General features: G+C 73.3%; 23 protein-coding genes. 12 read left to right on the top strand and 11 right to left on the bottom strand.

The window, feature by feature from the left end; all coding sequences use genetic code 11:
• Positions 1-68 precede the first annotated feature (68 nt).
• Positions 69-677, bottom strand: coding sequence for an MmpS family transport accessory protein (locus HAV39_RS21150; protein WP_191840896.1), 609 nt, complete (start codon positions 675-677; stop codon positions 69-71).
• 235 nt (positions 678-912) lie between these two features.
• Between HAV39_RS21150 and glmS the strand changes: the two genes are divergently transcribed.
• A complete protein-coding gene (glmS, locus tag HAV39_RS21145) occupies positions 913-2,823 on the top strand; it encodes a glutamine--fructose-6-phosphate transaminase (isomerizing) (protein WP_191840895.1) in 1,911 nt (636 codons plus the stop codon).
• Between the two features lie 92 nt (positions 2,824-2,915).
• Here glmS and HAV39_RS21140 read toward each other — a convergent pair whose 3' ends face one another.
• The 3 genes from HAV39_RS21140 to HAV39_RS21130 all read right to left on the bottom strand — a co-directional run bounded on the left by HAV39_RS21140 (position 2,916) and on the right by HAV39_RS21130 (position 6,758).
• Entirely contained in the window at positions 2,916-4,685 is a 1,770-nt protein-coding gene (locus HAV39_RS21140) for an alpha/beta hydrolase (protein ID WP_191840894.1), read from the bottom strand.
• Positions 4,682-5,008 (bottom strand): hypothetical protein, encoded by a 327-nt coding sequence (locus HAV39_RS21135; RefSeq protein ID WP_191840893.1) that lies wholly within the window; start codon positions 5,006-5,008, stop codon positions 4,682-4,684. Before HAV39_RS21135 ends, HAV39_RS21140 begins: the two co-directional genes overlap by 4 nt.
• 139 nt (positions 5,009-5,147) lie before the next feature.
• A complete protein-coding gene (locus HAV39_RS21130) occupies positions 5,148-6,758 on the bottom strand; it encodes an amidohydrolase (protein ID WP_191840892.1) in 1,611 nt (536 codons plus the stop codon).
• A 23-nt stretch (positions 6,759-6,781) separates the two neighbouring features.
• On the opposite strand from HAV39_RS21130, the gene HAV39_RS21125 reads away from it, so the two are divergent.
• From HAV39_RS21125 to HAV39_RS21115, 3 genes are all read left to right on the top strand, one after another.
• Entirely contained in the window at positions 6,782-7,156 is a 375-nt protein-coding gene (locus tag HAV39_RS21125; protein ID WP_155391391.1) for a holo-ACP synthase, read from the top strand.
• Positions 7,157-7,331: 175 nt separating this feature from the next.
• Complete coding sequence (locus HAV39_RS21120; protein ID WP_191840891.1) at positions 7,332-8,807, top strand: NAD(P)H-hydrate dehydratase; 1,476 nt, start codon at positions 7,332-7,334, stop codon at positions 8,805-8,807.
• Between the two features lie 204 nt (positions 8,808-9,011).
• Positions 9,012-9,881, top strand: a complete 870-nt coding sequence (locus HAV39_RS21115; protein WP_191840890.1) for an endonuclease domain-containing protein — start codon at positions 9,012-9,014, stop codon at positions 9,879-9,881.
• Between the two features lie 106 nt (positions 9,882-9,987).
• Here HAV39_RS21115 and tsaE read toward each other — a convergent pair whose 3' ends face one another.
• From tsaE to alr, 3 genes are all read right to left on the bottom strand, one after another.
• On the bottom strand, positions 9,988-10,479 hold the full coding sequence (gene tsaE / locus HAV39_RS21110; protein WP_191840889.1) for a tRNA (adenosine(37)-N6)-threonylcarbamoyltransferase complex ATPase subunit type 1 TsaE: 492 nt from the start codon (positions 10,477-10,479) through the stop codon (positions 9,988-9,990).
• Positions 10,476-11,621 (bottom strand): alpha/beta fold hydrolase, encoded by a 1,146-nt coding sequence (locus tag HAV39_RS21105; RefSeq protein ID WP_373311773.1) that lies wholly within the window; start codon positions 11,619-11,621, stop codon positions 10,476-10,478. The genes tsaE and HAV39_RS21105 overlap by 4 nt, the downstream gene beginning before the upstream one ends.
• Positions 11,622-11,682: 61 nt before the next feature.
• On the bottom strand, positions 11,683-12,819 hold the full coding sequence (gene alr / locus HAV39_RS21100; protein ID WP_191840887.1) for an alanine racemase: 1,137 nt from the start codon (positions 12,817-12,819) through the stop codon (positions 11,683-11,685).
• Between the two features lie 178 nt (positions 12,820-12,997).
• Between alr and tsaB the strand changes: the two genes are divergently transcribed.
• The 8 genes from tsaB to HAV39_RS21060 all read left to right on the top strand — a co-directional run bounded on the left by tsaB (position 12,998) and on the right by HAV39_RS21060 (position 21,566).
• Positions 12,998-13,675 (top strand): tRNA (adenosine(37)-N6)-threonylcarbamoyltransferase complex dimerization subunit type 1 TsaB, encoded by a 678-nt coding sequence (gene tsaB, locus HAV39_RS21095; protein WP_191840886.1) that lies wholly within the window; start codon positions 12,998-13,000, stop codon positions 13,673-13,675.
• On the top strand, positions 13,672-14,139 hold the full coding sequence (rimI, locus tag HAV39_RS21090; RefSeq protein ID WP_191840885.1) for a ribosomal protein S18-alanine N-acetyltransferase: 468 nt from the start codon (positions 13,672-13,674) through the stop codon (positions 14,137-14,139). Before tsaB ends, rimI begins: the two co-directional genes overlap by 4 nt.
• A complete protein-coding gene (gene tsaD / locus HAV39_RS21085) occupies positions 14,136-15,185 on the top strand; it encodes a tRNA (adenosine(37)-N6)-threonylcarbamoyltransferase complex transferase subunit TsaD (RefSeq protein ID WP_191840884.1) in 1,050 nt (349 codons plus the stop codon). The genes rimI and tsaD overlap by 4 nt, the downstream gene beginning before the upstream one ends.
• Before the next feature lie 26 nt (positions 15,186-15,211).
• Entirely contained in the window at positions 15,212-15,466 is a 255-nt protein-coding gene (locus tag HAV39_RS21080; RefSeq protein ID WP_191840883.1) for a hypothetical protein, read from the top strand.
• Between the two features lie 142 nt (positions 15,467-15,608).
• Positions 15,609-17,264 (top strand): alkaline phosphatase D family protein, encoded by a 1,656-nt coding sequence (locus HAV39_RS21075; protein WP_191840944.1) that lies wholly within the window; start codon positions 15,609-15,611, stop codon positions 17,262-17,264.
• 58 nt (positions 17,265-17,322) lie between these two features.
• Positions 17,323-18,012 (top strand): HAD family hydrolase, encoded by a 690-nt coding sequence (locus HAV39_RS21070; protein WP_191840882.1) that lies wholly within the window; start codon positions 17,323-17,325, stop codon positions 18,010-18,012.
• 55 nt (positions 18,013-18,067) lie between these two features.
• Entirely contained in the window at positions 18,068-19,771 is a 1,704-nt protein-coding gene (locus HAV39_RS21065) for an ABC transporter transmembrane domain-containing protein (RefSeq protein WP_191840881.1), read from the top strand.
• 55 nt (positions 19,772-19,826) lie between these two features.
• A complete protein-coding gene (locus tag HAV39_RS21060; RefSeq protein WP_191840880.1) occupies positions 19,827-21,566 on the top strand; it encodes an ABC transporter ATP-binding protein in 1,740 nt (579 codons plus the stop codon).
• 95 nt (positions 21,567-21,661) lie between these two features.
• On the opposite strand, the gene HAV39_RS21055 is transcribed toward HAV39_RS21060, so the two are convergent.
• From HAV39_RS21055 to HAV39_RS21040, 4 genes are all read right to left on the bottom strand, one after another.
• Positions 21,662-22,645: a DNA adenine methylase gene (locus tag HAV39_RS21055; RefSeq protein ID WP_191840879.1), complete on the bottom strand. Its 984-nt coding sequence runs from the start codon at positions 22,643-22,645 to the stop codon at positions 21,662-21,664.
• 43 nt (positions 22,646-22,688) lie between these two features.
• Entirely contained in the window at positions 22,689-23,864 is a 1,176-nt protein-coding gene (locus HAV39_RS21050) for an ROK family transcriptional regulator (RefSeq protein WP_191840878.1), read from the bottom strand.
• A 29-nt stretch (positions 23,865-23,893) separates the two neighbouring features.
• Positions 23,894-25,039: a sugar ABC transporter permease gene (locus HAV39_RS21045; protein WP_191840943.1), complete on the bottom strand. Its 1,146-nt coding sequence runs from the start codon at positions 25,037-25,039 to the stop codon at positions 23,894-23,896.
• 116 nt (positions 25,040-25,155) lie between these two features.
• Positions 25,156-25,926, bottom strand: a complete 771-nt coding sequence (locus HAV39_RS21040; RefSeq protein WP_120317075.1) for an ATP-binding cassette domain-containing protein — start codon at positions 25,924-25,926, stop codon at positions 25,156-25,158.
• Positions 25,927-26,010 lie beyond the last annotated feature (84 nt).

Here is a 26,010-nt window from a genome sequence, read left to right as displayed (position 1 = left end):
GCTTCCGCGTCACATGAATCAGGGGCGTCTCCGCGATCGCGGAGACGCCCCTGATCCGTTCTGCGGTGTCAGCCGCCCACGAACACGCTGACGCAGGTCGCCGACGAGCCCGAGCCGGCGCGCTTCTGCCGCTCGGTGCCGTCGACGGAGATGGAGCAGCCGGTCACGTTCGCGTCGCCGCCCGGCGAGCGGAAGGCGATCACCGAGAGGCCGAACGAGTCGGTGTTGAGCGTGAAGTTCTTCGTCCAGGGCAGGGTCACCGTCTCGTTCTGCGTCTTGCCCGGCCCCTCCGAGTACGTGATCAGCGCCTGGCCGGTGCCCTCGACGGCGTAGCGCACCGAGTGCGAGCCGGTGGCGTCACCGGTCGCCACGCCGACGCTGGGGATCATGTTCGGCAGGTCCTCGATCGCCTCACCGGCCTTGTAGAAGAGGTAGTAGCCGCCGACGCCGCAGACCGCGCACAGCAGCAGCACGACGCCCAGGATGATGCCCACGATCAGGCCGGTCTTGCTCTTCTTCGGCGGCTGGACCGGCGAGGGCTGGTAGGCCGGGGTGCCGTAGGCGGGAGTGCCGTAGGCGGGCGGCTGGTTGGGCTGCCACGGGGGCGGCGACGGCTGGTTCGGGTCGTACGCGGGCGGCTGTGCCTGGTTCGGGTCGTACGGAGGGGGGTAGCTCATGCCTTCTTCTCCTGGCTGCGATCGTCGGCGGGGGAGGCGGCGCGTCGGGCCGGGACCCGCTCCGCTCGCTCACCCGCGGATGGTAGGCCCCCCGCGCTCACCCGCGACACACGGTGGCAGCAATCCGTCACTAATCGGGCAGGCCGAGGTCCGTCCAGGTTGCAAGCAAATCCTGTGCGTGATTGACCGGGTTCCGAACATGCAATGTGAGCGAAACTCCGCTAAGGTAACGGGCATGTGCGGGATCGTGGGATACGTGGGCGGCCAGCAGGCGCTCGGTGTGGTGTTGGACGGGCTGCGGCGGCTGGAATACCGGGGTTACGACTCCGCCGGTGTCGCCGTGCTGGCGAACAGCAGGCTGCTGCTGGCCAAGAAGGCCGGCAAGCTGTCGAATCTGGAGAAGATGCTGGCCGAGGCCGCCGAGGCGGATCTGCGCGCGGGGACCACGGGCATCGGTCACACCCGCTGGGCCACCCACGGCGGTCCCACCGATCGCAACGCGCACCCGCACCTGTCGACCGACGGCCGCATCGCGGTGATCCACAACGGCATTATCGAGAACTTCGCGAAGCTGCGGGCCGAATTGCAGGCCGAAGGCATCGAATTCGCCAGCGACACCGACACCGAGTGCGTCGCGCACCTGCTGGCCGCCGAGCTGGCCGGCATCGCGGGCAGCCCGCAGGCGCTCGCCGACGCGATGCGCCGGGTCTGCGGCCGCCTGGAGGGCGCGTTCACCCTGCTGGCCGTCGACTCGCAGGCGCCCGGCGCGGTGGTCGGCGCGCGCCGCAACTCCCCGCTCGTGGTGGGCCGCGGCAACGGCGAGAACTTCCTGGCCAGCGACGTCAGCGCGTTCATCGAGCACACCCGCGAGGCGGTCGAGCTGGGCCAGGACCAGGTCGTGCTGATCACCGCCGACGCCATCGAGATCACCGACTTCTTCGGCAACCCCGCCGAGGGCCGCGACTACCACGTCGACTGGGACGCGCGTGCCGCCGAGAAGGACGGCCACGCCTGGTTCATGCTCAAGGAGATCGCCGAGCAGCCGCAGGCCGTGGCCGACACGCTGCGCGGCCGCATCGGCGAGACCGGCGAGATCATGCTCGACGAGGTCCGGCTCACCGACCAGGACCTGCGCGACGTGGACAAGGTCTTCATCGTCTCCTGCGGCACCTCCTACCACGCCGGCCTGGTCGCCAAGTACGCCATCGAGCACTGGACGCGGATTCCGTGCGAGGTCGAGCTGGCCAGCGAGTTCCGCTACCGCGACCCGGTGCTCGACCGCTCCACGCTGGTCGTGGTCATCTCCCAGTCCGGCGAGACCATGGACACCCTGATGGCGCTGCGGCACGCCAAGGAGCAGAAGGCCCGGGTGCTGGCCATCTGCAACACCAACGGCTCCACCATCCCGCGCGAGTCCGACGCCGTGCTCTACACCCACGGCGGTCCCGAGATCGCCGTCGCCTCGACCAAGGCGTTCCTGACCCAGCTCGCCGCCTGCTTCCTGGTCGGCCTGCACCTGGCCCAGGTGCGCGGCGTGAAGTACGCCGACGAGGTGGCCGCGGTCGTGGCGCAGCTGCAGGAGATGCCCGCGAAGATCGAGAAGGTGCTGGCCGGCATGGATCCGGTCCGCGAGCTGGGCCGGGAGCTGGCCGACAACAAGGCGTCCACGGTGCTGTTCATCGGCCGCCACGTCGGTTACCCGGTGGCGCTGGAGGGCGCGCTGAAGCTCAAGGAGCTGGCATACATGCACGCCGAGGGCTTCGCCGCGGGCGAGCTCAAGCACGGCCCGATCGCGCTGATCGCCGGCCCCGCCGACGACGAGTCGGGCAACCCCGTCGGCCACGGCACGCCCGTGATCTGCATCGTGCCGTCGCCGGCAGGTCGCGGCCTGCTGCACGACAAGATCGTCAGCAACATCCAGGAGGTGCGGGCCCGTGGCGCGCACACCATCGTGATCGCCGAAGAGGGCGACGACGCGGTCATCCCGTACGCCGACGTGCTGGTGCGGGTGCCCCGCACGCCCACGCTGCTGGCGCCGTTCGTGACCACGGTGCCGTTGCAGGTGCTCGCCGCGGCGATCGCCGACGCGCGCGGGCACGACGTCGACCAGCCGCGCAACCTCGCCAAGTCCGTCACGGTCGAGTAGCCCGCACGACCTGCCCCGGCCCCGGTGGCCTGCCCGTCACGGCAGCCCGCCGGGGCCGTCCCAGTTCTGCCTCGCACCCGGGGCAGGGCCGGTCACGGTGCGGTGCCGGTGGCGGTGCCGTGCTCGCCGGTGACGATCTCGGCCAGGCTCTGCAGGGCCGGGTTGTCCTCGTGGAAGTAGGCGGCGTGCGCGTCGAACGGGTCGGTGCCGCGGGCCGTGGTGAACACCCGCGCGCCGAACTGCTCCGACGACGGGTCGACGCCGTGCCACAGATCGGCGTTGCCGCGCACTACCGCGTCCGTCGCGGAACCCGCGAGGACGAACGCGGGACCGCCGAGCGCATCGAGCGCCAGCTCGCCCTTCGAGGACGCGTACAGCACGATGTCGTTGCCGGTCGTGGACGCCCACACGTGGCCCGGGTGCCTGAGGTCGGCGGCGCTGTCCACGCCCATCCCGGGGCTGCCCAGGGCGACGATCTCGTCGGCGAGCACGGTGCCTTCCCGCTCGGCCACCCCGATCGCGAGACTGCCGTACGAGTGCCCGATCAGGCTGAGCCGCGCGGGACCGTCCTCGTGCGCGGCGGCCAGCCCGGCCTGGAACGAGCCCAGGTCGTCGCGGGCGGCCAGCGCGGCCCGCTCGCTCATCGCGTCGACGCCGTCCGGCGGGTCGTAACCCAGCCACATCACCGTGGCCGTGGTGGCGTCCGGGGCCAGGGCCGCTGCGCGAGCCTGCACCGCCGCGGCCCGGTCCACCTCACCCGCGAAGCGGTCGAGCGACGCACCCACGCCCGGCACGTACGTGGCCACGTTGTCGCTGCCGTCGGGGTCGCCCAGGGCCAGCACCAGCCGGCCGTCCCCGTCCGGGTCCAGCCGCAGCAGGTAGGACCGGGTCGGGCCCTGGTCGAGCCGCTCGGCCAGGCCGGTCAGCGCGGTCAGCCGCTGCCGCGCACCCGGCTCTGGCGGGTGGGCCGCGACGGCGTCGCGCAGCCGGTCCAGCTCCCGGTCGAGCAGTTCCCGGTTGGCGCGGTCGCGCACCGCCGCGGGCACCCCGTCGAGCCTGCCGAGCTCCGCCGGCCGCAGCGCCACCAGCCAGGCCCGCTCGGCCTCGGTCAGCCCGGCCCACCAGCGCGCGACGTCCGCCGGGGCGCCGGTCGCGGGCAGCGGCACGGGCGTGCCGGACCACGCCTGCGCGGCTGCCTTGGCCAGCGCGGTGAGGCGTCGGGCGATGTCCTCGTCGCTCGCTCGGGCCTCCCGCACCACCGCGTCGATCTCGGCCGCGACCCGCACCGCCAGCGCCACGTCGGACGCGCCGGGAGCCCGTCCTGAGCTCGGGCCTCCGGACGCCCCGCCGCGTGTCGCGGCGTCGGCCCACCCGACGGCTCCCGCCGGGACGCCGCCCCGCCCGGCACCTTCCAGGACGGCGCCCCGGCCACCGCCCGGCCCCGCCGGGACGCTGCCGTGACCGCCGGCCACCCCGGGCGGTCCCGGCCGTGGCGCGTCCGGCACGACCACGCTGACCTGCCCGTCCGCGGTCACCTGCACGGCGGTGCCGTGCGCCGAGGACAGCGCCGCGGCGAGCCGCCGCTGCAGCAGCCGGATCCGTTCGGCGTGCCGCCACAGCAGCTGATCGACCTCCAGCAGCGCGGGCGGCGCGGTGGCGAGCCGCCGGACCAGCGCCGCCCCGGACTCGCGGGCCGCGACGGCGGCGGTGCCACCGTGCCAGACCTGCTCCTGCCTGGTGAGCCGGTGCGCCAGGTCGTCGTGGTGGTCGTCCAGCGCGCGGCTCAGCCGCCGCCAGGCGCTCGCGCTGTCGACCCAGCGCGCCGGATCGGCCGCCAGCAGCATCGCGTACGAGACGGTCATCGGCGCGTTCCCAGCGCGGCGATCTTGCGAGCCAGCCCTGAGTCACGGTCGGCGTAGCTCGCCCCGGCCAGGCACAACCGGTCACCGAAGACGCCCAGGTCGTCGGAGAAGCCGGCCAGGTGGGCGCCCACCTCATGGGCCAGCCGGACCTGCGCCCCGCTCACGGCCCAGCCCGACGGCCCGCTGGTGAGCCCGTTGGCGTACGGCACCTCGCGCGCGACCGCGTCGGCCAGCCGTGCCAGCCCGCCACCCAATCTGATCAGCTCGTCCGGCTCGACGTGCACCGTCTCGGGCACTGTCCCGGAAGGATTCTCGGCATCCATGCCGTTGATGCTTCCTGTCCCGTCCCGCCTCCGGCCAGCCCTGTGGATAACTCGGGGCCGGGTTGCCCACAGGTTGTCCACAGCCCTTGTCCACAGGTGACGGTGCTGGTAGAGGGCCTGTGGACAACTCCGGGGCGGGTCAGCCGCCGTGGACCAGCCGGCCGGCCACCCAGGTCAGCTCGGCGTGTGCGGCCCCGATCTCCGAGGGCGGCCCCGCGAACGGGTCCCGGTCGAGCACGGTCAGGTCCGCGCGCAGGCCCGGCGCGATACGCCCGGCGTCGTCGAAGTGGTTCACGTACGCCGAGCCCGCGGTGTACGCCGCCAGTGCCGAGTCCAGGTCGATCGCCTGCTCGGGGCCCAGCGGCGGCTCGTCGAACCGGTAGCCGACCCGGTTCACCGCCACGTGGATCGCGCGCATCGGGTCGGGGTCGGACACCGGCCAGTCGCTGCCCGCGGCCAGCCGGCCCCCGGCGCTGCGCACCGCGCCGAACGGATACTGCCAGGTCGTGCGCTCCGGCCCGAGGAACGGGATGGTCAGCTCGTCCATCGCCGGTTCGTGCGCGGCCCACAGCGCCTGCATGGTCACGGTCAGCCCGAGCCGGCCGAAGCGCGGCACGTCGGCAGGATGCACGACCTGCACGTGGGCCACGTGGTGGCGCAGCGGCGAGCCCGCGACCGGCCGCACCGCGTCCAGCACCTCGCGGGTGGCGCGATCGCCGATGGCGTGGAAGTGGACCTGGAACCCGGCCGCGTCCAGCGCCGACACCACCTCGGTCAGGTGTGCCGGGTCGACCCGGGAGAAGCCGCGGCGGTCGGTGGCGCAGCCGCAGCCGTCCAGGTAGGGCTCGATCATCGCGGCGGTGAAGTTCTCCGCCACCCCGTCCTGCATGATCTTCACGGTCTCGGCGCGGAAGTTCGGCCCGCCCGCGGTCCGCGCCCGCTCCCGGCGTGCCCGCAGCTCGTCGAGCTGCTCCAGGCCACGCGACGGCTCCCACCACAGCGCGCCGCGCACCCGCGCGGTGAGCAGCCCCTCGGCGTCAGCGGCCAGGTACGCCTCGAACGCGTCCGGCCAGCCGCCATAGTCGCCGAGGATCGCGTCCTGCCAGGCGGTCACGCCCAACGCGTGCAGCCGCGCCTGGGCCAGCAGCAGGGCCCGCCGGATCTCGGCCGCGTCCGGTCGCGGCGCGACCTCCCCGACCAGCTCCATCGCGCTCTCGTGCAGCACCCCGGTGGGCTCGCCGTCGGCGTCGCGCTCGATCCGGCCGCCCTCGGGGTCGGGGGTGTGCCGGTCGATCCCGGCCAGCTCCAGCGCGCGGGAGTTGCACCAGGCACTGTGCGCGTCGCGCACCGCGAGGTAGACCGGGCGGTCCGGGACCACCCGGTCGAGCATGGCCCGGTCCGGCTGGCCGCCGCCGAAGGCGTCGTAGGACCAGCCCGCGCCCATCACCCACGCCTGGTCGGGATGCGCCCCGGCATACCGCGCGACCTCGCCCAGGTAGGCCGCCGCGTCGTGCTGCTCGGTCAGCTCGCAGCGCAGCAGATTCAACCCGGCGAAGACCGGGTGCACGTGCGCGTCCTGGAAGCCCGGCAGCAGCAGCCGGCCGGCCAGGTCGACCACCTCGGTACGCGCCGTGACCAGCTCTCCCACCGCGTCGTCGGGGCCGACGGCGACGATCACGCCGCGGTCCACCGCCACGGCGGTCGCGCCCGGCGACCCGTACACGTTCCCGGAGCGAAGTACCAGATCCACACCTGAGACCTTAAGGTCAACACGTGATTGTCTCGGTGGGCAACGACGTCGTCCTGGTCGACCGCTTCGCACAGGCGCTGCGGCGCACCCCGCAGCTGACCGAGCGCCTGTTCACCGAGGCCGAGCGCACCACGCGCAGCGGCAACCCGCGCTCGCCCGAGTCGCTGGCGGCCCGGTTCGCGGCCAAGGAGGCCGTCGCCAAGGCGCTGGGCGCGCCGGCCGGCATGCAGTGGCACGACTGCGAGATCGTCGTCGACGCCGACGGACGCCCCTGGCTGACCGTCTCCGGCACCGTCGCCGCGGTCGCCGCCGAACGCGGCATCGAGCGCTGGCACCTGTCCCTGTCGCACGACGGCGGCATCGCCGCCGCCATGGTCATCGCCGAGGCGGGCCGGTGAGCGCGGACCGCACGCCGGGCCCGGCCCGGCCGTTCGCCCCGGCCTGCGGCGATCCGGCCTCGACTGCGGTTCGTGCGCCGGCCGGGTCCGGCGCGGCGGTCCTCCCGGATTCGGGCACGGACGGCGGCCGGGGCAGACGACACTCAGGCGCAGACGAGCGGAACGGAGTCGCCGCATGAGGCCGGTCCACCGGGTGGCACAGGTACGGGCCGCCGAGTCCGCGCTGATGACGATGCTGCCCGCGGGCACGCTGATGCAGCGCGCGGCCGCGGGGCTCGCCCGCCGCTGCGCGGTCACCCTGCGCGGGCGGGCCGGGGTGTACGCCTCCCGGGTCGTGCTCCTGGTCGGCCCCGGCGACAACGGCGGTGACGCGCTGTACGCCGGGGCGCTGCTCGCGCGGCAGGGCGTCCAGGTCGGCGCGCTGCTGAGCGATCCGGCCCGTGCGCACGCCGAGGGCCTGGCCGCGCTGCGCGGTGCGGGCGGCCGGGTGCTGACCGACTGGCCGAAGCGCATCGACCTGGTCGTCGACGGACTGCTCGGCATCGGTGCGACCGGCGCGCTGCGCGGCACCGCGCTGACCCTGGCCGAGCAGCTCGCCGCGCAGGCCCCGCGCCCGCCCGTGATCGCGGTCGACGTGCCCTCCGGGGTCGCCGTGGACACCGGCGACGTGCCCGGTGTCGCGATCCGCGCCGACGTCACCGTCGCCTTCGGCTGCCTCAAACCCGCACACGTGGTCGGCCCGGCCGCGGTGCTGGCCGGGCAGGTCGAACTCGTCGACATCGGGCTGGTCCCGCACCTGGTCGGCGACCCGGCACTGCGCGTCGCCGACACCGCCGACATCGCCGCCTGGTGGCCGCACCCCGGGCCGATCTCGGACAAGTACACCCGTGGCGTCGTCGGCGTGGCGACCGGTTCGGCCGGCTATCCCGGCGCTGCCCTGCTCTCCCTGTCCGGCGCGCTGGCCGGACCCGCCGGGCTGGTCCGGTATGCCGGGTCGGCACACGAGCTCGTGGTGCCGGCGCACCCCAGCGTCATCGCCGCGCCGCGGGTGGCCGAGGCGGGCCGGGTGCAGGCCTGGGTCTGCGGCAGCGGCCTGGGCACCGACGAGCGGGCCGCGGGCGAGGTGCGCGCCGTGCTGGCCGCGCCGGTGCCCGCGCTGCTCGACGCCGACGCGATCACCCTGCTGGTCGACGGCTCGATGGCCGGTGAGCTGCGCCGCCGCGACGCGCCGACCGTGCTCACCCCGCACGACCGGGAGTACGCCCGGCTCGCCGGATCGGACCCCGGCGAGGACCGGGTCGCCGCCGCCCAGAAGCTCGCCTCGTGGACCCGCTCGGTGGTGCTGCTCAAGGGCGACCGCACCGTCGTGGCCGGACCGTCCGGCGAGGCCTGGGTCAACCCGACCGGCACACCCGTGCTCGCCACCGGCGGCACCGGCGACGTGCTGTCCGGCCTGCTCGGCTCCCTGCTCGCAGCCGGACTGCCGGCGATCCGCGCGGCGGTCGCGGCGGCCTACGTGCACGGCCTGGCCGGCCGCATCGCCGCCGAATCCGGCCCGGTCACCGCCGTCGACGTCGCTGCCTCCCTGCGCGCCGCCGTAGCCTCCCTCACCCGCACCCTCACCGGCACCGCCCCCGTCCGCCCCACCTGACCCACACCCACCCCGCCCCTACCGAACGCGCCCACTCGACGGCACTGCAGTTTCGGGGAAACTGCAGTAATTCGGGTGGGAGTTCGTGCAGTTTCCCCGAAACTGCGGCCGCGAGGAGGGTTATCCACAAGGGGCGGAGCGAGGTTTGGGGGTTTGGGGCAGGGTGTGCGGGTGTCTCGGATTCCGCGGCGGCCGCGTCAGCTGGTGAACAGGATCTTCTCCGCGCGGGAAGCGCTCGAGCGGGGTGTCGTCACGCTCGGGGAGCTGCGTAGCGCCGCTTGGCGGCCGGTGTTTCGCGGCGTCTATGCCGACGCTCGGATGGACGTTTCGCACCTGGCCCGGTGCGAGGCCGCCACTCGGTGGTTGCTGCCCCCGGCGGCTGCCGTCGCCGGGCGGTCTGCGGTGGCGCACTATGGCGGGCCGGTGCCGCGCGAGGATGATCCGGTAGAGGTGGTGACGCCACCGCCGGCCAGATTCGGGCCGGTTCGGGGACTCCGCGTGCACACGGCAGAGGTCGATGCAGCCGAGTTGGTGACACATGGCGGGCTACGCGTCACCACTCCGCTGCGTACCTGCTGGGATCTGGCGCAATGGTGCGAGCTCACCGAGGCCGTCGCGCTGATCGACTCGCTGCTCGGCAGGGGCGTGGTCAAACCGGCCGAGCTGGAGCGGTATGCGCTTACCCGCTCCGGGCGGCGGGGCGGGAAGCGCTTCGTCCGTGTGGTCGGCCTCGCCGATCCGGGTGCCGAGTCGCCACCGGAGTCCCGGACACGGGTCGCCCTGGTGCTGGGCGGGATGCCGCGGCCGGTCACCCAGCACGTCATCGAAGATCGCGGCCGCTTTGTCGCACGCGTCGATCTGGCCTGGCCGGAGTATCGCGTCGCGGTCGAGTACGACGGTGTCTGGCACGCGGAAGCGGGTCAGTTCCACCGCGACCGGCAGCGACTCCACCGACTGGTCGGCCAGGACTGGATCGTCCTTCACCTGACCGCACAACGCCTACGAGACGACCTCGACGCCTTCACTGCCGAAGTCCGTGCCGCCCTCCGCGCCCGCGGCTGGCGCGCCCGCTGACCCCGTACCCCCGGGCGCCCTTGCAATTTCAGGGAAAGTGCAGCTACGAGCCGGTGGGTTCGTGCAGTTTCCCCGAAACTGCAGAGCCGTCACGGCATGGCGCGGTTCAGGGGTGGGTGGCGGTGGCCTCGGGGAGGGCGGTGATGCGGGTGGGCCAGTCGCCGGCGTGGCCGATCAGCTCGACCACGCGGGCGTCGTCGTCGCGGCGGTCGATGCGGACCTCGAGGTAGGCGTCGGCGAGTTGTTCGACCATGCCCTCGCCCCACTCGACCAGGGTCACCGAGTCCTCGACGGACGCGTCCAGGTCCAGATCGTCCACCTGGGCTCGGGGGTCGGTGACGTTGCCCAGCCGGTACGCGTCGACGTGCACCATCGGCACCGTGCCGCCCGCCGCCGGGTCGGGGCGGTGCACCCGGGCGATGACGAACGTCGGCGAGGTGACGTCGCCCCGCACCCGCAGCCCGCGCCCGATGCCCTGGGCCAGCGCGGTCTTGCCGGCGCCGAGCGGGCCGCTCAGCACGAGCAGGTCACCCGCGCGCAGCACGGCCGCCAGCCGGGCGCCGAAGTCACGGGTGTCGTCGACGGTCTTGAGGATCATAGAAGCTCCAGCTCGTCCAGGAAGGTGATGAGCGCCTGGTTGACCTCGTCGGCGTGCTCCAGCATCACCACGTGGCCGCTGTCGGGGATCAGCACCAGCTTCGCGTGGGGCAGCAGCCGGCAGATCTCCTCGGAGTGGGACACCGGCGTGATCAGGTCGGCGTCGCCGACGACGACCATGACGGGCACCTGGTTCAGGGCGCGCAGGGCCGGGTAGCGGGCGTGGCTGTTGATGGTGCGCAGGTAGCGGGCGACGGTCTCGGTGGTGGTGCGCGAGTTCATCTGCTCCACGTACGACACCAGCGCGGGGCTGGGCTGGTCGCCGCCGAAGCCGTACCGCCGGGTCAGCAGCCAGGCGAGGTCGGTGCTGGCCTGCCGGGCCTTGTCGATCATCGGGCCGGTGAACCGGGCCGCGCCGGTGAGCAGGGCGAGCAGCGGCCCGCTGGTGCGGTTGAGGATCTCGGGCAGGTTGCCGTAACTGACGCCGTCGAGCTGGCCGCCCGAGGTGGCGATGAGCACGGCCCCGGCGACGCGGTCGGCGAACAGGTCCGGGTGCTGCTCGGCGCAGGCCATGATGGCCATGCCGCCCATCGAGTGGCCGACCAGGACGATCGGGCCGACCGGGGTGGTGGCCTTGATGACGTCGTAGAGGGCGTCGCCGAGCGCGGGCAGCTCGTACTCGCCCTCGTGCAGGGCGCTGGACAGGCCGTGGCCGGGCTGGTCGTAGAAGACCATCCGGTGCTCGCCGAGGGCGTCCAGGGCCTTGCGCTGGAAGTGGAAGGTGCCCTGGTCGAGGCAGAAGCCGTGGACGAAGATGATGGTCGGCTCGGGCGGGCCGGGCTTGCCGAACTCGACCGCGATCCCGTCCACCGGCTCGACGATCTCCACGTGCAGCTGTACGCCGTCGTCGGTGGTGACGGTCAGCGTCTCGTCGTAGGGCAGCCGGCCGAACGGCTCGTCGGCGAACGGGTCGGTGTCCTGGCGCCGGGTGCGCTTGACGACCAGCCGCTCGACGGCGACGCCCGCGGCGACACCGGCCGCGGCGACACCGATGACGGCGCCGATCAGCCCGGCCTTGCGGCGCGTACCCGCCGCGGGTTTGTCCTTGGCCACGGCCTTGTCCTCGGCCACCGCGTCGCTCACGAGATCACCCCGTCGATGTGCCTGCCGTGCCCGGCCGGGTGCGGCCGCGGGTGACGCTCGCTCACGCGGCATCACCGCGGTAGATCCGCGGCACCCGGGCGCTGCCGAAGCGCGTCACGATCTCGTAGTTGATGGTGCCGACGGCCTCGGCCCAGTCGTCGGCGGTGGGCTCGCCGCCGTCACCGGGCCCGAACAGCACCACCTCGTCGCCCTCGGCGACCTCGGCGTCGCCGACGTCGACCACGAACTGGTCCATGCAGACCCGCCCGGCGACGGTGTACCGGCCGCCGTTGAGCAGCACCGGGCCCAGGTTGGAGGCGTGCCGCGGCACCCCGTCGGCGTAGCCGAGCGGCACCAGCGCGACGGTGGACGCCCGCTGCGTGACGTAGGTGTGCCCGTAGGAGACGCCCTGGCCGGCGGGCACGCGCTTGGCCAGCAGCACCCGGGCGCGGGCGGTCATCGCCGGGCGCAGCGTGGCGCGCACCGCGGGGTTGTCCAGCGGCGACAGGCCGTACATGGCGATGCCGGGGCGGACCAGGTCGAAGTGGGTGTCGGGCCGGGTGAGCGTCGCCGCGGAGTTGGCCATGTGGCGCAGCTGCGGCTCGACGCCGAGGCGCTTGGCGACGTCGAGGGCGTCGGCGAAGCCGGCCAGCTGACGGTCGACGGTCTCGTGGCCGGGCGCGTCGGCGCAGGCGAAGTGGCTCCACACGCCGATGACCTCGGCGTATCCGTCGGCCTGGGCCTTGCTCGCGGCCTCGACGAGCTGCGGCCACTCCGGCGCGGCCGCGCCGCTGCGGGACAGCCCGGTGTCGATTTTGAGGTGGATCCGCGCGGCCCGCCCCGCCTCACGCGCGCCGGCGGTGACCGCCGCGAGCTGCGACAGGCTGGCCACGCTGAGGTCCACGTCACACCCGATCGCCCGGCCGACCGGCTGGCCGGGCAGCCACAGCCAGGCCAGCACCGGTGTGACCAGGCCCGCTTCGCGCAGCCCGAACGCCTCGTCCAGGGTGCAGACGCCGAGCCAGGTCGCGCCGCCGGACAGCGCGGCCCGCGCCGAGGCGACCATGCCGTGCCCGTAACCGTCGGCCTTGACCACCGCCATGACCTCGGCGGGGGTGTTCGACCGCAGCGTGCGCACGTTGGCACGGATCGCGTCGAGGTCCACCACGACCTGGGACTGAGCGTCGGCCTGCCACATGAGTCCCAGCCTACCCAGCAGTACGCGGCGGACCCCCGAGGGCCGCGCCCGGTCCCACCTGATGCGGCGCGCGCCCCTTCAAAGTCGATCATGAAGGTATGTCAACGACACGCCGCCGAACCGCGCCACAAGTTCATGATCATCAGGGTGGCTGGGGTGGCACAGTAGGGTGGGGGGCGTGTTGGTGCTGGTGTTGGATACCGCTACGCCTGCGGTGACGGCGGCGTTGGCCGAGGTCCAGCCGTCCGGGCACGCCGTGTTGGCGCAGCGGGCGACGGTGGACGGTCGGGCGCACGGGGAGCTGCTCGCTCCGCAGATCGACGAGCTGCTGGCCGAGGCCGGGGTCAAACCCCGCGACCTGGCCGCGGTGGTCGCCGGGGTCGGGCCGGGCCCGTTCACCGGGCTGCGCGTGGGCCTGGTGACGGCAGCCTCGCTGACCATGGTGCTGAACATCCCGGCGTACGGCGTCTGCACGCTGGACGCGCTCGGTCTGCGCACCGCGGGCCGGGCGCTGGTGGCGACCGACGCGCGGCGGCGCGAGGTCTACTGGGCGGTGTACGCCGACGGCAGCCCGCTGACCGGCCCCGCCGTGGACAAGCCCGCCGACGTCGCGCCGCGGCTGGCCGAGTTCGCGGTGACCGCCGCGGTGGGCGAGGGCGCGGCGAAGTACGCCGACGTGCTCGGCCTGCCCGCCGGTGCCGCGCTCTACCCGGAGCCGTCGGCGATCGTGGAACTCGCCGCGCAGCGCGTGCGCGACGGCGCTCCGAGCGAGCCGCTGACGCCGCTCTACCTGCGCCGGCCGGACGCGGTCGAACCGTCCGCCCGCAAGCCCGCGCTGTCCGCGAGCGAGCGATGAAGATCGAGCGGCTGCGCTGGTGGCAGATCGAGGATCTGCTGCCGGTCGAGGCCGACCTGTTCGGCGCGGAGGCGTGGACCGCCGCGATGTTCTGGAACGAGCTGGCCAACGGCCACCATTACCTGATCGCCACCGAGGACGACGGCACCGTGCTCGGCTACGCCGGCCTGGCCGTGGGCCAGGGCGAGGGCTGGGTCAACAACATCGCGGTGCGCCGGGACGCCCAGCGGCGCGGCATCGGCCGGGCGCTGCTGGAGGCGCTGCTCGCCGAGGGCCGCCGGCACCAGGTCAAGCAGGTGCTGTTGGAGGTCGCGTCGGACAACGCGGCCGCGCAGCGGCTGTATGCCGGCTACGGCTTCGAGGTGATCGGCATCCGCAAGGGCTACTACCAGCCGAGCAACACCGACGCACTGGTGATGCGGCGAGAAGAAGGCGTGCGCGAGCGCAGCGAGGAGAAGGCGTGAGCACCAGCGAACCCCTGGTTCTGGGGATCGAGAGCAGCTGCGACGAGACCGGCGTGGGCATTGTGCGGGGGCACACCCTGCTGGCCGACGCGCTGGCGTCGAGCGTGGACGAGCACGCCCGCTTCGGCGGGGTGGTGCCGGAGGTGGCCAGCCGCGCGCACCTGCAGGCACTGGTGCCGACGCTGCACCGGGCGCTGGACGAGGCCGGGGTGACCCTGGCCGACATCGACGCCATCGCCGTCACCGCCGGGCCCGGCCTGGCCGGGGCGCTGCTGGTCGGCGTCGCCGGGGCCAAGGGCCTGGCGTTGGCCACCGAGAAGCCGATCTACGGCGTGAACCACCTCGCGGCCCACGTCGCGGTGGACACCCTCGAGCACGGCCCGCTGCCGGAGCCCGCGATCGCGCTGCTGGTCTCGGGTGGGCACTCGTCGCTGCTGCGGGTCGACGACCTGGCCCGCGGCGTGACCCCGCTCGGCGCGACCATCGACGACGCGGCCGGTGAGGCCTTCGACAAGGTGGCCCGGCTGCTGGGCATGCCGTTCCCGGGCGGCCCGCCGATCGACCGGGCGGCCCGCGACGGCGACCCGCTGGCGATCACCTTCCCGCGCGGCCTCACCGGGCCGAAAGACCTGGTCGAGCACCGGTTCGACTTCTCCTTCTCCGGGTTGAAGACCGCCGTGGCGCGCTGGGTCGAGGCGCGGGAGCGTTCGGGCGAGCCCGTGCCGGTCAACGACGTGGCGGCGAGCTTCCAGGACGCGGTCTGCGACGTGCTGGTCCGCAAGGCGATCGACGCCTGCCGGAGCCAGGGCATCGAGACGCTGGTCATCGGTGGCGGCGTGGCGGCGAACTCGCGGCTGAAGGCGATGGCGGCCGAGCGCGCGGCGCAGTTCGGCATCACCGTGCGCGTGCCGCGGCCCAAGCTGTGCACCGACAACGGGGCCATGGTCGCCGCACTCGGGTCGCATCTGGTCGCCGCCGGGAACGCACCGTCCAAGCTGGACTTCGCGGCCGACTCCGCGATGCCGCTCACGCTTGTCGGGGTGTAGCTTTGCCCGGTGCTGAGGGCGACGACGTGATCGTGCGTATGTGGGAGGTGCGCGCGTATCCGCGTACCTTCACGGATCTGCTGGCCTGGGTCTGCGACGAGGCGGTGCCGCGGCTGGAGGTGGAGCCGCTGCACATCGCGAGCGAGGTGTTCTCCTCCACCGACCTGCGCGTCGTGGTGATCTCGCGCTGGCGCGGCGAGCCCCGCCCGCTGGCCGACCCGCCCGAGGGCCTGGCCGCCCGCTCGCCCCACGTCTGGGATTTCGCCCCCGTCGACCGCTGACCCGCCGACCGGCTCCCCGCTCCCCGCGATGATCGCTGTCCCGTGTCAAGAACTGCGGTCTCACCGCGGCAAGTGACACCAAGCGCCGATCTTGACAAGGCGGCGGCGTGGCGTGCGGCCGGTGGTGGCGTGGCCGGTGACTATGGGGGTCACCCCCTGGCCAGGTGGGGTGCGCGTGGTTTCTCGTCGGGGTGTGCTGGTGGGTGGCGGCGCTGCTGTCGTCGCCGGGTTGTTCGGGCGGCCGGCGAGCGCGGAGGGCCCGGCGACCGATCCGTTCACGCTGGGGGTGGCCTCGGGGGATCCGTCCCCGGACGGCTTCGTGATCTGGACCAGGCTGGCGGTGGCGCCGATGGCCGAGGACGGTCGCGGGGGCATGGCCGACCGGGCGTACGAGGTCTGGTGGCAGGTCGCCCACGACCAGCGCTTCACCCGGCCGGCCGCGTCCGGCATGACCTGGGCGGAGCCGTCCTGGGCGCACAGCGTGCACGTCGAGCCGCAGGGCCTGGAGCCCGGCCGGGAGTACTTCTACCGCTTCGGCGTGGACCGCTGGACCTCACCCGTCGGGCGCACCCGCACCGCGCCGGCCCGGGCCTCGCTGCCGACTGCCCTCGGGCTGGCGTTCCTGTCCTGCGCGCAGTACGAGCACGGCTTCTTCACCGGTTACCGCCGCATCGCGGAGTCCGAGCCGGAGCTGATCGTGCACCTGGGCGACTACGTGTACGAGTACGCGGCCCACGTCTACAACGCGCCGAGCGGCAACGTGCGCGACCACGCCGGCCCGGAGACGCAGACGCTGGCGCACTACCGGCAGCGGTTCGCGCAGTACAAGCTGGACCCGGACCTGCAGGCGGCGCACGCGGTCGCGCCGTGGGCGGTGGTCTTCGACGACCACGAGGTGGACAACAACTGGGCGGGCCCGGTGCCGGAGCGGCCGAACCCGCGCTTCGCGCAGCGGCGCACCGCGGCGATGCGGGCGTACTGGGAGAACATGCCGCTGCGCAACGCCCGGCAGCCGCGCGGCACGGCGCTGCCGCTGCACCGCCGCGTGCACTGGGGCAGCCTGGCCACCTTCCACCTGCTCGACACCCGCCAGTACCGCGACGACCAGGGCTGCGGCGACGGCTACCGGGACTGCCCGGCGGCGGCCGATCCGGCCCGCTCCATCCTCGGCGCGGCGCAGGAGAAGTGGCTGCTCGACGGGTTCCGCCGCAGCGGCGCCACCTGGGACGTCCTGGCCCAGCAGGTCTTCTTCGCGCAGCGCGACCGGGATCCGGGGCCGGCGCTGAGCACGAGCCAGGACGCCTGGGACGGGTACGCGGCCTCGCGGCAGCGGGTGGTGCAGGGCTGGCTCGACGCGAAGGTGCGCAACGCGGTCGTGCTCACCGGGGACGTGCACGCGCACTGGGCAGCCGACGTGAAGCTGGACTTCGCCGACCCGCATGCGCCGGTGGTGGGTTCGGAGCTGATCTGCACCTCGCTGACCACGGGCGGCGACGGGCTCGACTCGGACCCGGCGACGCACCCGTTCCTGGCCCACAACAAGCACCTGCACCTGTACAACGGCCAGCGCGGCTACGTGCGGGCCACCGTCGGGCCCGCCGAGCTGACCGCGGACTTCATGACCCTGCCGTACGTGCACCGCGCCGGAGCGCCCGCCCAGCGCAAGGCGAGTTTCGTGATCGCCGACGGGGTGCCCGGCCTCCAGCGGCGTTACCTGCGTCCGTTCACCGGGCCGCAGGGGCTGTCGCCGCAGGAGCAGGCCGACCGGACGGTGTGGTCGGAAACCGAGCGCCCGTGACGATTTACGGGCCGTGCGGAGGTGCCGTGCGCGTCCCATACTCCGGTAACCTCTGCGCGTGCTGGACATCCGGAGGGCGCGTCGGCGTGGCGCGATCCTGTTCGACCTCTACCAGACCCTGATCCCGGATCGGACGTCGGCGCAGCGCGACGAGGTCAGCCGACAGATGGCCGGGGCGCTGGGTGTGGATCCGGACCGGTTCGCCACCCTGTTCCGGGGCACGGTGCAGGCCCGCATGCGCGGCGAGTTCGGCACGCTGGGCGAGACCATCCGCACGCTGGCCTACCGGCTGGGGGGCGAGCCGACGGACACGGGCGTGCGGTTCGCGGAGGTGGCCCGGCTGCGGTTCACCCGCGAGCTGCTCTGGCCCTCGGCCGCCGTGCTGTCGGTGCTGGACGGGCTGCGCGCGGCGGGGCACCCGCTGGGGCTGGTCACCAACTGCTCGACGGAGACCGTGACGCTGTGGCGGGAGCAGCCGCTGGCGCCGCGCTTCGACGTCGCGGGCTTCTCCTGCCTGCTCGGGGTGACCAAGCCCGACCCGGTGCTGTTCCTCAAGGTCTGCGGCGACCTGGGGGTCACGCCGCAGGAGTGCGTCTTCGTCGGCGACGGGCACGGGGGCGAGCTCGCGGCCGCCGCGGCGCTGGGCATGCGGGTGGTGCGCACGGTCGAGCACGCCGACAGCGATCCGCACTGGACCGGGGAGACCATCCACCGTCTGGGTGACCTGCCGGGGCTGCTGGCTGCCTGAATGCCGGGAAAACCGCTGGCGCTCGACAGGGCGGCCTAGTAAGTTCAGCCGCGCTATGCGTTCCTTACCTCTGGCCGATCCCGGCACTCCCGACAGCAGGTCAGCCACCCGGTATCTGTGGTGGCTGGCCTCGCACCAGTTCCGGACCCTCAGCTTCGGCATGTTCTTCGGCATTACCTGGATGCTGGTGGGCGCGCTGATACCCATGGTCATCGGCAAGGCGATCGACGCCGGCATCACCACCAAGGACACCTCCGCCCTGGCCCGCTGGGCCGGGGCGTTCCTGCTGCTGGGGCTGGTGCAGGCGGGCAGCGGCATCATGCGCCACCGCAACGCGGTGTTCAACTGGATGTCGGCGAACTTCCGCACCGTGCAGGCCGTGGTGCGGCACGCCAACCGCCTCGGCGCGACGCTGCCCAAGCGCATGGCCACCGGCGAGGTCGTCGCCATCGGCGCCGCCGACACCAGCCACATCGGCAACGCGCTCGACATCACCGCGCGCGGCTCGGCCGCGATCGTCAGCCTGGTCACCGTCACCGTCATCCTGCTGACCGCGTCGGTCAAGCTCGGCCTGGTGGTGCTGCTCGGCGTGCCCGTGCAGATGGCCGTGGTCAGCCTGCTCATCAAGCCGCTGCACCGTCGCCAGCAGGCGTATCGCGACCAGCAGGGCGCGCTCACCGGCCGGGCCGTGGACATCGTCGCCGGCCTGCGCGTGCTGCGCGGCATCGGCGGCGAGCAGGTCTTCGCCGACCGCTACCGGACCCAGTCGCAGCAGCTGCGCGAGGCCGGGGTGCGGGCGGCGCGCATCGACTCCCTGCTGGAGTCGATCCAGGTGCTGATGCCCGGACTGTTCCTGGCCCTGGTCACCTGGCTCGGCGCGCGGCTCGCGGTCGGCGGCGAGATCCAGCCCGGCGAGCTGGCCAGCTTCTACGGGTACGCCGCGTTCCTGATCATGCCGCTGCGCACGCTCGCGGAGATGCTGGAGAAGATGACGCGCGGCCACGTCTCGGCGGGCCGGGTGCTCAAGGTGCTGCGGCTGGAGCCGGAGATCGCCGCCCCGGCAGCCCCGCAGGCGCTGCCCGAGCACGGCGCGCTGGTGGACGTGAAGTCCGGCCTGACCCTGCGGCCCGGCGTGCTGACCGTGCTGGCCGCGGACCGGCCCGAGGACGCCATCGAGATCGCCGACCGGCTCGGCCGGTACACCGAGGGCGAGGTGACCCTCGGGGAGGTGCCGCTGTCGGCCGCGACCCGGGACGAGGTGCGGGGGCGCATCCTGGTCGCGGACAACAACGCCCGGCTGTTCAGCGGCCCGCTGCGCGAGGAGCTGGACCCGGCGGGGACGGCGAGTGACGAGCAGATCCTGGCGGCGCTGCGCGCGGCCAGCGCCGAGGAGGTCCTCGACGCGCTGCCGGACGGGCTCGCCGCGTTCGTCGCCGAGCGTGGCCGGGAGTTCTCCGGCGGGCAGCAGCAGCGCCTGCGGCTGGCCCGCGCGCTGCTGGCCGACGCACCGATCCTGATCATGGTCGAGCCGACCAGCGCCGTCGACGCGCACACCGAGGCCCGTATCGCGCGCCGCATCGGCCCCGCCCGCCAGGGCCGTACGACGCTGCTCACCAGCACCAGCCCGCTGCTGCTGGACCAGGCCGATCACGTCGTCTTCGTCGACGACGGCAAGGTCATCGCCGAGGGCGCCCACCGCGAGCTGCTGGCGGGCGAACCCCGCTACCGCGCCGTGGTGACGAGGAGCGTGGACGCGTGAGCGAGCGAATCATGACCCTTCGTGATGCCGCCGACGAGCGCAGCGAGGAGAAGGCATGAGCAGGGTGCAGCTGCCGGTCGCGGATGCGGTCGCGGTGCGCCGGTATGCCCGGCAACTGCTCGGCCGGCACCCCGGCGCGCTCGCCCGGGTGGTGGTGCTGCACGGGCTCGCCGCGCTGGCGGGCCTGGTCACGCCATACCTGCTGGGCAAGCTCATCGGCGGCATCGAGCACGGCATGACGCTGTCGGCCGTCGACGGCATCGCCCTCGCGCTGGTGACGTTCGTGCTGGTGCAGGCCGTGCTGACCCGGTTCGCCGCGTTCGCCTCGGCGACGCTGGGCGAGCGGGTGCTGGCCGAGCTGCGCGAGGAGTTCGTCGACCGGGTGCTGGCCATCCCGCTGTCCACGGTGGAGCGGGCGGGCACCGGCGACCTCGTCACGCGTACCAGCCGGGATGTCGCGCAACTGTCGCACAGCATGCGCCGCGGCGTGCCGGAGACGCTGATCGCCCTGATCACGCTCGTGCTGACGGCGGCCGCGCTGGTCTGGCTGTCCCCGCTGCTGGCGCTGCCCTGCCTGATCGGCGCGCCGATCATCGTCGGCGGCGCCCGCTGGTACCTGCGCCGCGCGCCCAAGGCGTACCTGCGCGAGAACGCGGCCTCCTCCGAGGTCATCGACGGGCTGACGGAGACCTTCGACGGCGCGCGCACCACCGAGGCGCTGCGCACCGGCGCGCGCCGGATCGCGCGCACCGACCACGACCTGCGCGAGCAGTACCGGGCCGAGCGGGGCACGCTGCGGCTGCGCACCTTCTTCTGGCCGGTCGTTGACCTGGGCTTCACGTTGCCGGTGGCGGCGACGCTGTTCCTGGGCGGCTGGTTCTACATCCAGGGCTGGGTGCCGCTGGCACTGGTCGTCACGGCCGTGTTCTACGTGCAGCAGCTGATCGAGCCGATCGACCGGCTCCTCGGCTGGGCCGACGAGCTGCAGGTCGGCGCGACGTCGCTGGCCCGGCTGCTGGGCGTGGCCGAGATCGCCGACGACCGCGAGGTCACCGGCGTGCGGCCCGACTCGGAGCGGCTCACCGCGACCGACGTGCGCTACGCGTACACCGCGGGCCGCGATGTGCTGCACGGCGTGGACCTGTCCATCGCGCCCGGCGAGCGGCTGGCCATGGTGGGCCCGTCCGGGGCAGGCAAGTCGACCCTGGGCCGCCTGCTGGCCGGCATCGACGGCCCGCGCACCGGCACCGTCGCCGTCGGCGGCGCGCCGCTGGTCGAGCTGCCGCTGGAGGAGCTGCGCGGCCACGTCGCGCTGGTCACCCAGGAGCACCACGTCTTCGTCGGCACGCTGCGCGACAACCTGGCGCTGGCCCGGCCGGACGCGTCCGAGGCGCGGCTGCGCGAGGCGCTGGCCGCGGTGGACGCCCTGGACTGGGTCGACGAGCTGCCCGAGGGCCTCGACACCGAGGTCGGCGGCGGGCGGCACGAGATCTCGCCCGCGCAGGCCCAGCAGCTCGCGCTGGCCCGTCTCGTGCTGGCCGATCCGCACACGCTGGTGCTGGACGAGGCCACCTCGCTGATCGACCCGCGCGCGGCCCGGCACCTGGAACGCTCGCTGGCGGCGGTGCTGGACGGGCGCACGGTGATCGCCATCGCGCACCGGCTGTTCTCGGCGCACGACGCCGACCGGGTCGCCGTGGTCGAGGACGGCCGCATCGCCGAACTCGGCTCCCACGACGAACTCGTCGCCGCCGACGGCTCCTACGCCGCCCTCTGGCGCTCCTGGCAATCCTGACCGCGGTCGGCCCGCCACCTCGCGCCGGTTTCGCATGGACGCTGGCCTATGACATCGAAAAAACGTGGATCGGATTCGATGTCATAGGCCAGCGTCTATTGGGGGTGAGGCGTGCGGAAGCGCGCGGCGGTGGGCGCCTCCGACGGTGGGCGGAGGATCGCGTGGACCGCTTCGGGGCCGCCGAGGCGGGTGGCCAGGGCGGGGGAGAGGTAGAGGGACTCGATCGTGCGCGCGGGGCGGCCGTTCAGGGTGCCCTGTGAGGACGTGCCGGCGTCCAGGTGCAGGTGGAGCAGGCCCAGGTCGGCGGGGAGCGGGTCGCCGTAGCTGCGTTCGCCGGTGCTGCCCTCGCGGGACAGTCCGTCGTACGACAGCAGGAACGACGTGCCCCGCCCGACCGCCTCGCGCAGCCGGGTCACGAACGCCTCGCGCGGCAGCCCGGCCATGTATCGGTGGTCCCGGGCCTGGCTCACGCCCTGGTAGGGAGGGTCGAGGTAGACCACGTCCCCGGGTAGCGCCCGGCTCAGCACGTCGGCGTAGTCGGCGGTGTGCGCCCGGCAGCCTGTCAGCACCCGGGCGGTGGCGGCCAGCCGGGCGCGCATCGCGTCGGGGCGGGCACCCAGCCGCCGACGGTCCGGGCCCTGGTTGAAGCCGCCCTCGCGGTTGTACCGCACCGCCGCCTTGACACAGCGGGCGAGCAGGTAGAGCAGGCAGTGCGGCTCGTGGGTCTCGTTGAAGCGGGTGCGCACCGCGTCGTAGTACGCCTTCGGGTCGCTGAGCTGCTCGTGCCACAGCCGCTCGTAGTCGGCGGCCAGCGCCAGCGGCTCGGCCAGCACCCGCTGCCACAGCCGCATCAGCGGCTCGTTCACGTCGCTGATCTCGGCGGTCTCGCCGATGCGCAGGTGCCGGGCGGCGATGGCGACGGCGGCCGACCCCGCGAACGGCTCCAGCAGCCGGACGGTGTCCGGCGGGAGCAGCGGCACGATGGCGTGCGCGAGCTGCCGCTTGCTGCCCTGGTAGGGGATCGCGTGGGGCGCGTCGGCGAGGCCGGGCAGACGGCGGGGCGGGAAAGGGGCCGGCACAACCATCCATTGTGCTGGATGGTTCGGGGCTACCGGCCGGTATTCACCCCAGCGGGTCGGCCAGCAACTGCTCGAAGGCGAGTTCCGCCGCGCCCAGCAGGGCCGCGTCCCCGCCCAGCTTGGGCGTGCGCAGCCGGACGTGCTCGCGGGTGGCGGGCAGGCCGATGCTGTTCAGGCGGCTGCGCACCTGCGCCGCCGCGGCCAGGTACACATCGCGCAGCGTGCCGCCGAAGATGACCAGTTCCGGGTTGAAGATGTTGACCAGGTTGGCCACGCCGAAGCCGAGCCAGTCGCCGACCTGGCGCACCGCGACCTGGGCGGTGGCATCGCCGCGTGCGGCCGCGTCGACGACGGCCAGCACCGCGTCGCTGCCCTGCGCGGTGTCGCGCCCGGCGGCGTGCAGCAGCGCGTGCTCACCGATCTCGGTCTCCCAGCAGCCGCGGGAGCCGCAGCCGCAGGGACGGCCGTGCGGGTTGACCACCATGTGGCCGACCTCGCCGCCGTATCCGCCGTGCCCGGTGACCCGGCGACCGCCGGCGATGATGCCCGCGCCGACGCCGACGTCGCCGTACATGTAGATGATGTTGTCGCAGCCCACGGCGACGCCGCGGGTGTGCTCGGCCAGCGCGCACAGGTCCGCCACGTTGCCGACGACGACCTGCGGCAGCAGGTCGGGCAGCCGGTCCTGCAGGGCGTGCCCGAGCGGCTCGTCCAGCCAGCCCAGGTGCGGGCCGAGCCGGACCAGGCCGTCCTCGCGGCGGACCAGCCCGCACACGGCGATGCCGGCCCCGATGCACCGCGCCTGCGGCTTCACCTGCTCGGACATCTGCGCGACGAACTCCGCGACGGGGCGAACCGCTTCGATGGCCTCGCCGCGCGGGCGCGGCGCCTCCCGCTGGTCGAGGATGACGCCGCCCAGCCCGACCCGGGCCACCCGGATCCGGTCCACCTCCACGCTCGCGGCGTAGGAGTAGACCAGTTCGGAGGAGGGGCGCACCACCAGTGACGGGCGGCCGGCGCGGCCGGTCTCCCGCGGCGCCTCCTCGCTGACCAGGCCGACAGCGGCCAGGTCAGCGGTGAGGGCGCCGATGGTGGAGCGGTTGAGACCGAGTTCGGAGGTGAGCTCGGCACGGGAGATAGAGCCGCGCACGTGCACGAACCGCAGCAACGCGCCGAGGTTCTGCCGCCGGATCTCCTCCTGGCTCGGTCCCGCTCGCATGATTCTCCCGTAGACAGGCGTACGTCGGTTCAGCTGCTCGCGGCGGAACGCCTGCGCGAGAAAGCATCCACGCTCGCCGCCAGCAGCAGCACGACGCCGGTGGCGACGTACTTGTACGCCGAACTCCAGCCGACCAGGCCCATGCCGTTGATGATCATTGTGATCACCAGGCCGCCGAGCACCGCGTCGAGCACGCGGCCCTTGCCGCCGAAGAGGCTGGTGCCGCCGATGACCGCCGCGGCGACGCCGTACAGCAGCACGTTCGAGCCGCCGGTGTTCGGGTCGACGGAGCGCGCCATGCTGGCGGCCAGGATGCCGCTGACCGCCGCCATCGCGGAGCAGATGACGAACGCGGAGATGCGGATGCGGTCCACCGCGATACCGGCCCGGCGGGCCGCCTCGCGGTTGCCGCCGACGGCGTAGATGTGGCGGCCGAAGGCGGTGCGGCGCAGCACGAACGTCCACAGCAGCAGGAGCACGCCGATCACGGGCACCACGATCGGCACACCCTTGAGCGAGAACAGCGCGTTGCGGCTGCGCTCCTCGTTCAGCACGGAGACCGCGACGCCCACCAGGACCGCGAGGCCGACCACCCGGAAGGCGACGACCTGCCACAGCATCGCGGGCAGGCCGCGGCGGCGGCGGTTGCGCTGCTGGATCAGCTGCGTGGCGGCGAAGCCGAGCACGGTCAGGCCGCCCAGGGCCCAGCCGACCATCGGCGGCATGTACTCGTTCTCCAGCGAGATGATGACCTCGTCGCGGACCGAGATGTTGGTGCCCTCCTTGAGCAGCCACAGCACCGTGCCCTGGAAGGCCAGGAACCCGGCGAGGGTGACCACGAAGGAGGGGATGCCGACCTTGGCCACCAGGAAGCCCAGCAGCAGGCCGATCACGACACCGGTGGCGATCGCCGCGGCCACCCCGACGTACCAGGGGTAGCCGTTCGTGGTCAGCATGATCGCGAGCACCGCGGCGCAGACGCCCGACGCGAAGCCGGCGCTGAGGTCGATCTCGCCGAGCAGCAGCACGAAGACCAGGCCCATGCCGAGCACGACGATCGGGCCCGCCTGCGTCAGCAGGTTGGCGAAGTTCAACGGGGTGAGGAAGGAGGGCCGGGCGGCCGAGAAGACGATCGTCAGCACGATGATGCCGAGCACGGCCGGCAGCGCGCCCATGTCGCCGCCGCGGACCCGCTGGCCGTAGCTGCGCAGGTATGCCCAGAGCCCGCCGTCGTCCTTGACCGGGACCGCGGCCTTCTCCCCGGTCTCGTAGGGGTTCGTGGTGGTGGCGCTCACGCTGCGGCTCCTTCCTCGACGAGGCCCAGCGTGCCGCTGCGGCCGGAGGTGATCAGCTCGACCACCTGCGAGTGGGTGACGTCCGACGTCTTCACCTGGGCCGCCATCCGGCCCAGGTAGAGCGCGGCGATCCGGTCGGAGACAGCGAACACGTCGTTCATGTTGTGGGAGATCAGGACAACGGCCAGACCGTTGTCGGCCAGGCGGCGGACCAGCTCCAGCACCTGCTGGGTCTGCGCCACGCCGAGGGCGGCGGTCGGCTCGTCGAGGATGACCAGCTTGCTGTTCCAGAGCACGGCCTTGGCGATGGCCACGGTCTGCCGCTGGCCGCCGGAGAGGCTGGACACCTGCTGGCGCACCGACTTGACGGTACGCACGGACAGGCCGGCCAGGGTCTGCTGGGCGAGCTGCTCCATGGTCGGCTCGTCGAGGATCATGCCGCTCTTCTTCTCGCGGCCCAGGAACATGTTCTGGACGATGTCGAGGTTGTCGCAGAGAGCGAGATCCTGGTAGACGATCTCGACGCCGTGGCTCGCGGCGTCGCGCGGGTTGTGCACGTGGACGGGCTTACCCTCCATCAGGTATTCGCCTGAGTCGATGGGGTAGATACCGCCGATGCACTTGACCAGCGTTGACTTGCCGGCGCCGTTGTCGCCGACGAGTGCGGTTACCTCGCCTGGGTGGACCGTGAAAGCGACGTCCCGCAGCACCTGCACCGGGCCGAAGCTCTTGTTGATCCCACGCAGTTCGAGTAGAGGGGTTCCCATCTGGGCGCTCCGTTCGAGGGGTTACTGCCTGTTCCACAGATGTGGTCCCTGGGGCGTCTTGCGACCCCCAGGGACCACATTCGG

Source organism: Catellatospora chokoriensis, assembly GCF_011297315.1.
Classification (GTDB): domain Bacteria; phylum Actinomycetota; class Actinomycetes; order Mycobacteriales; family Micromonosporaceae; genus Catellatospora; species Catellatospora citrea.
This window is presented reverse-complemented; position numbering and strand designations above follow the sequence as displayed.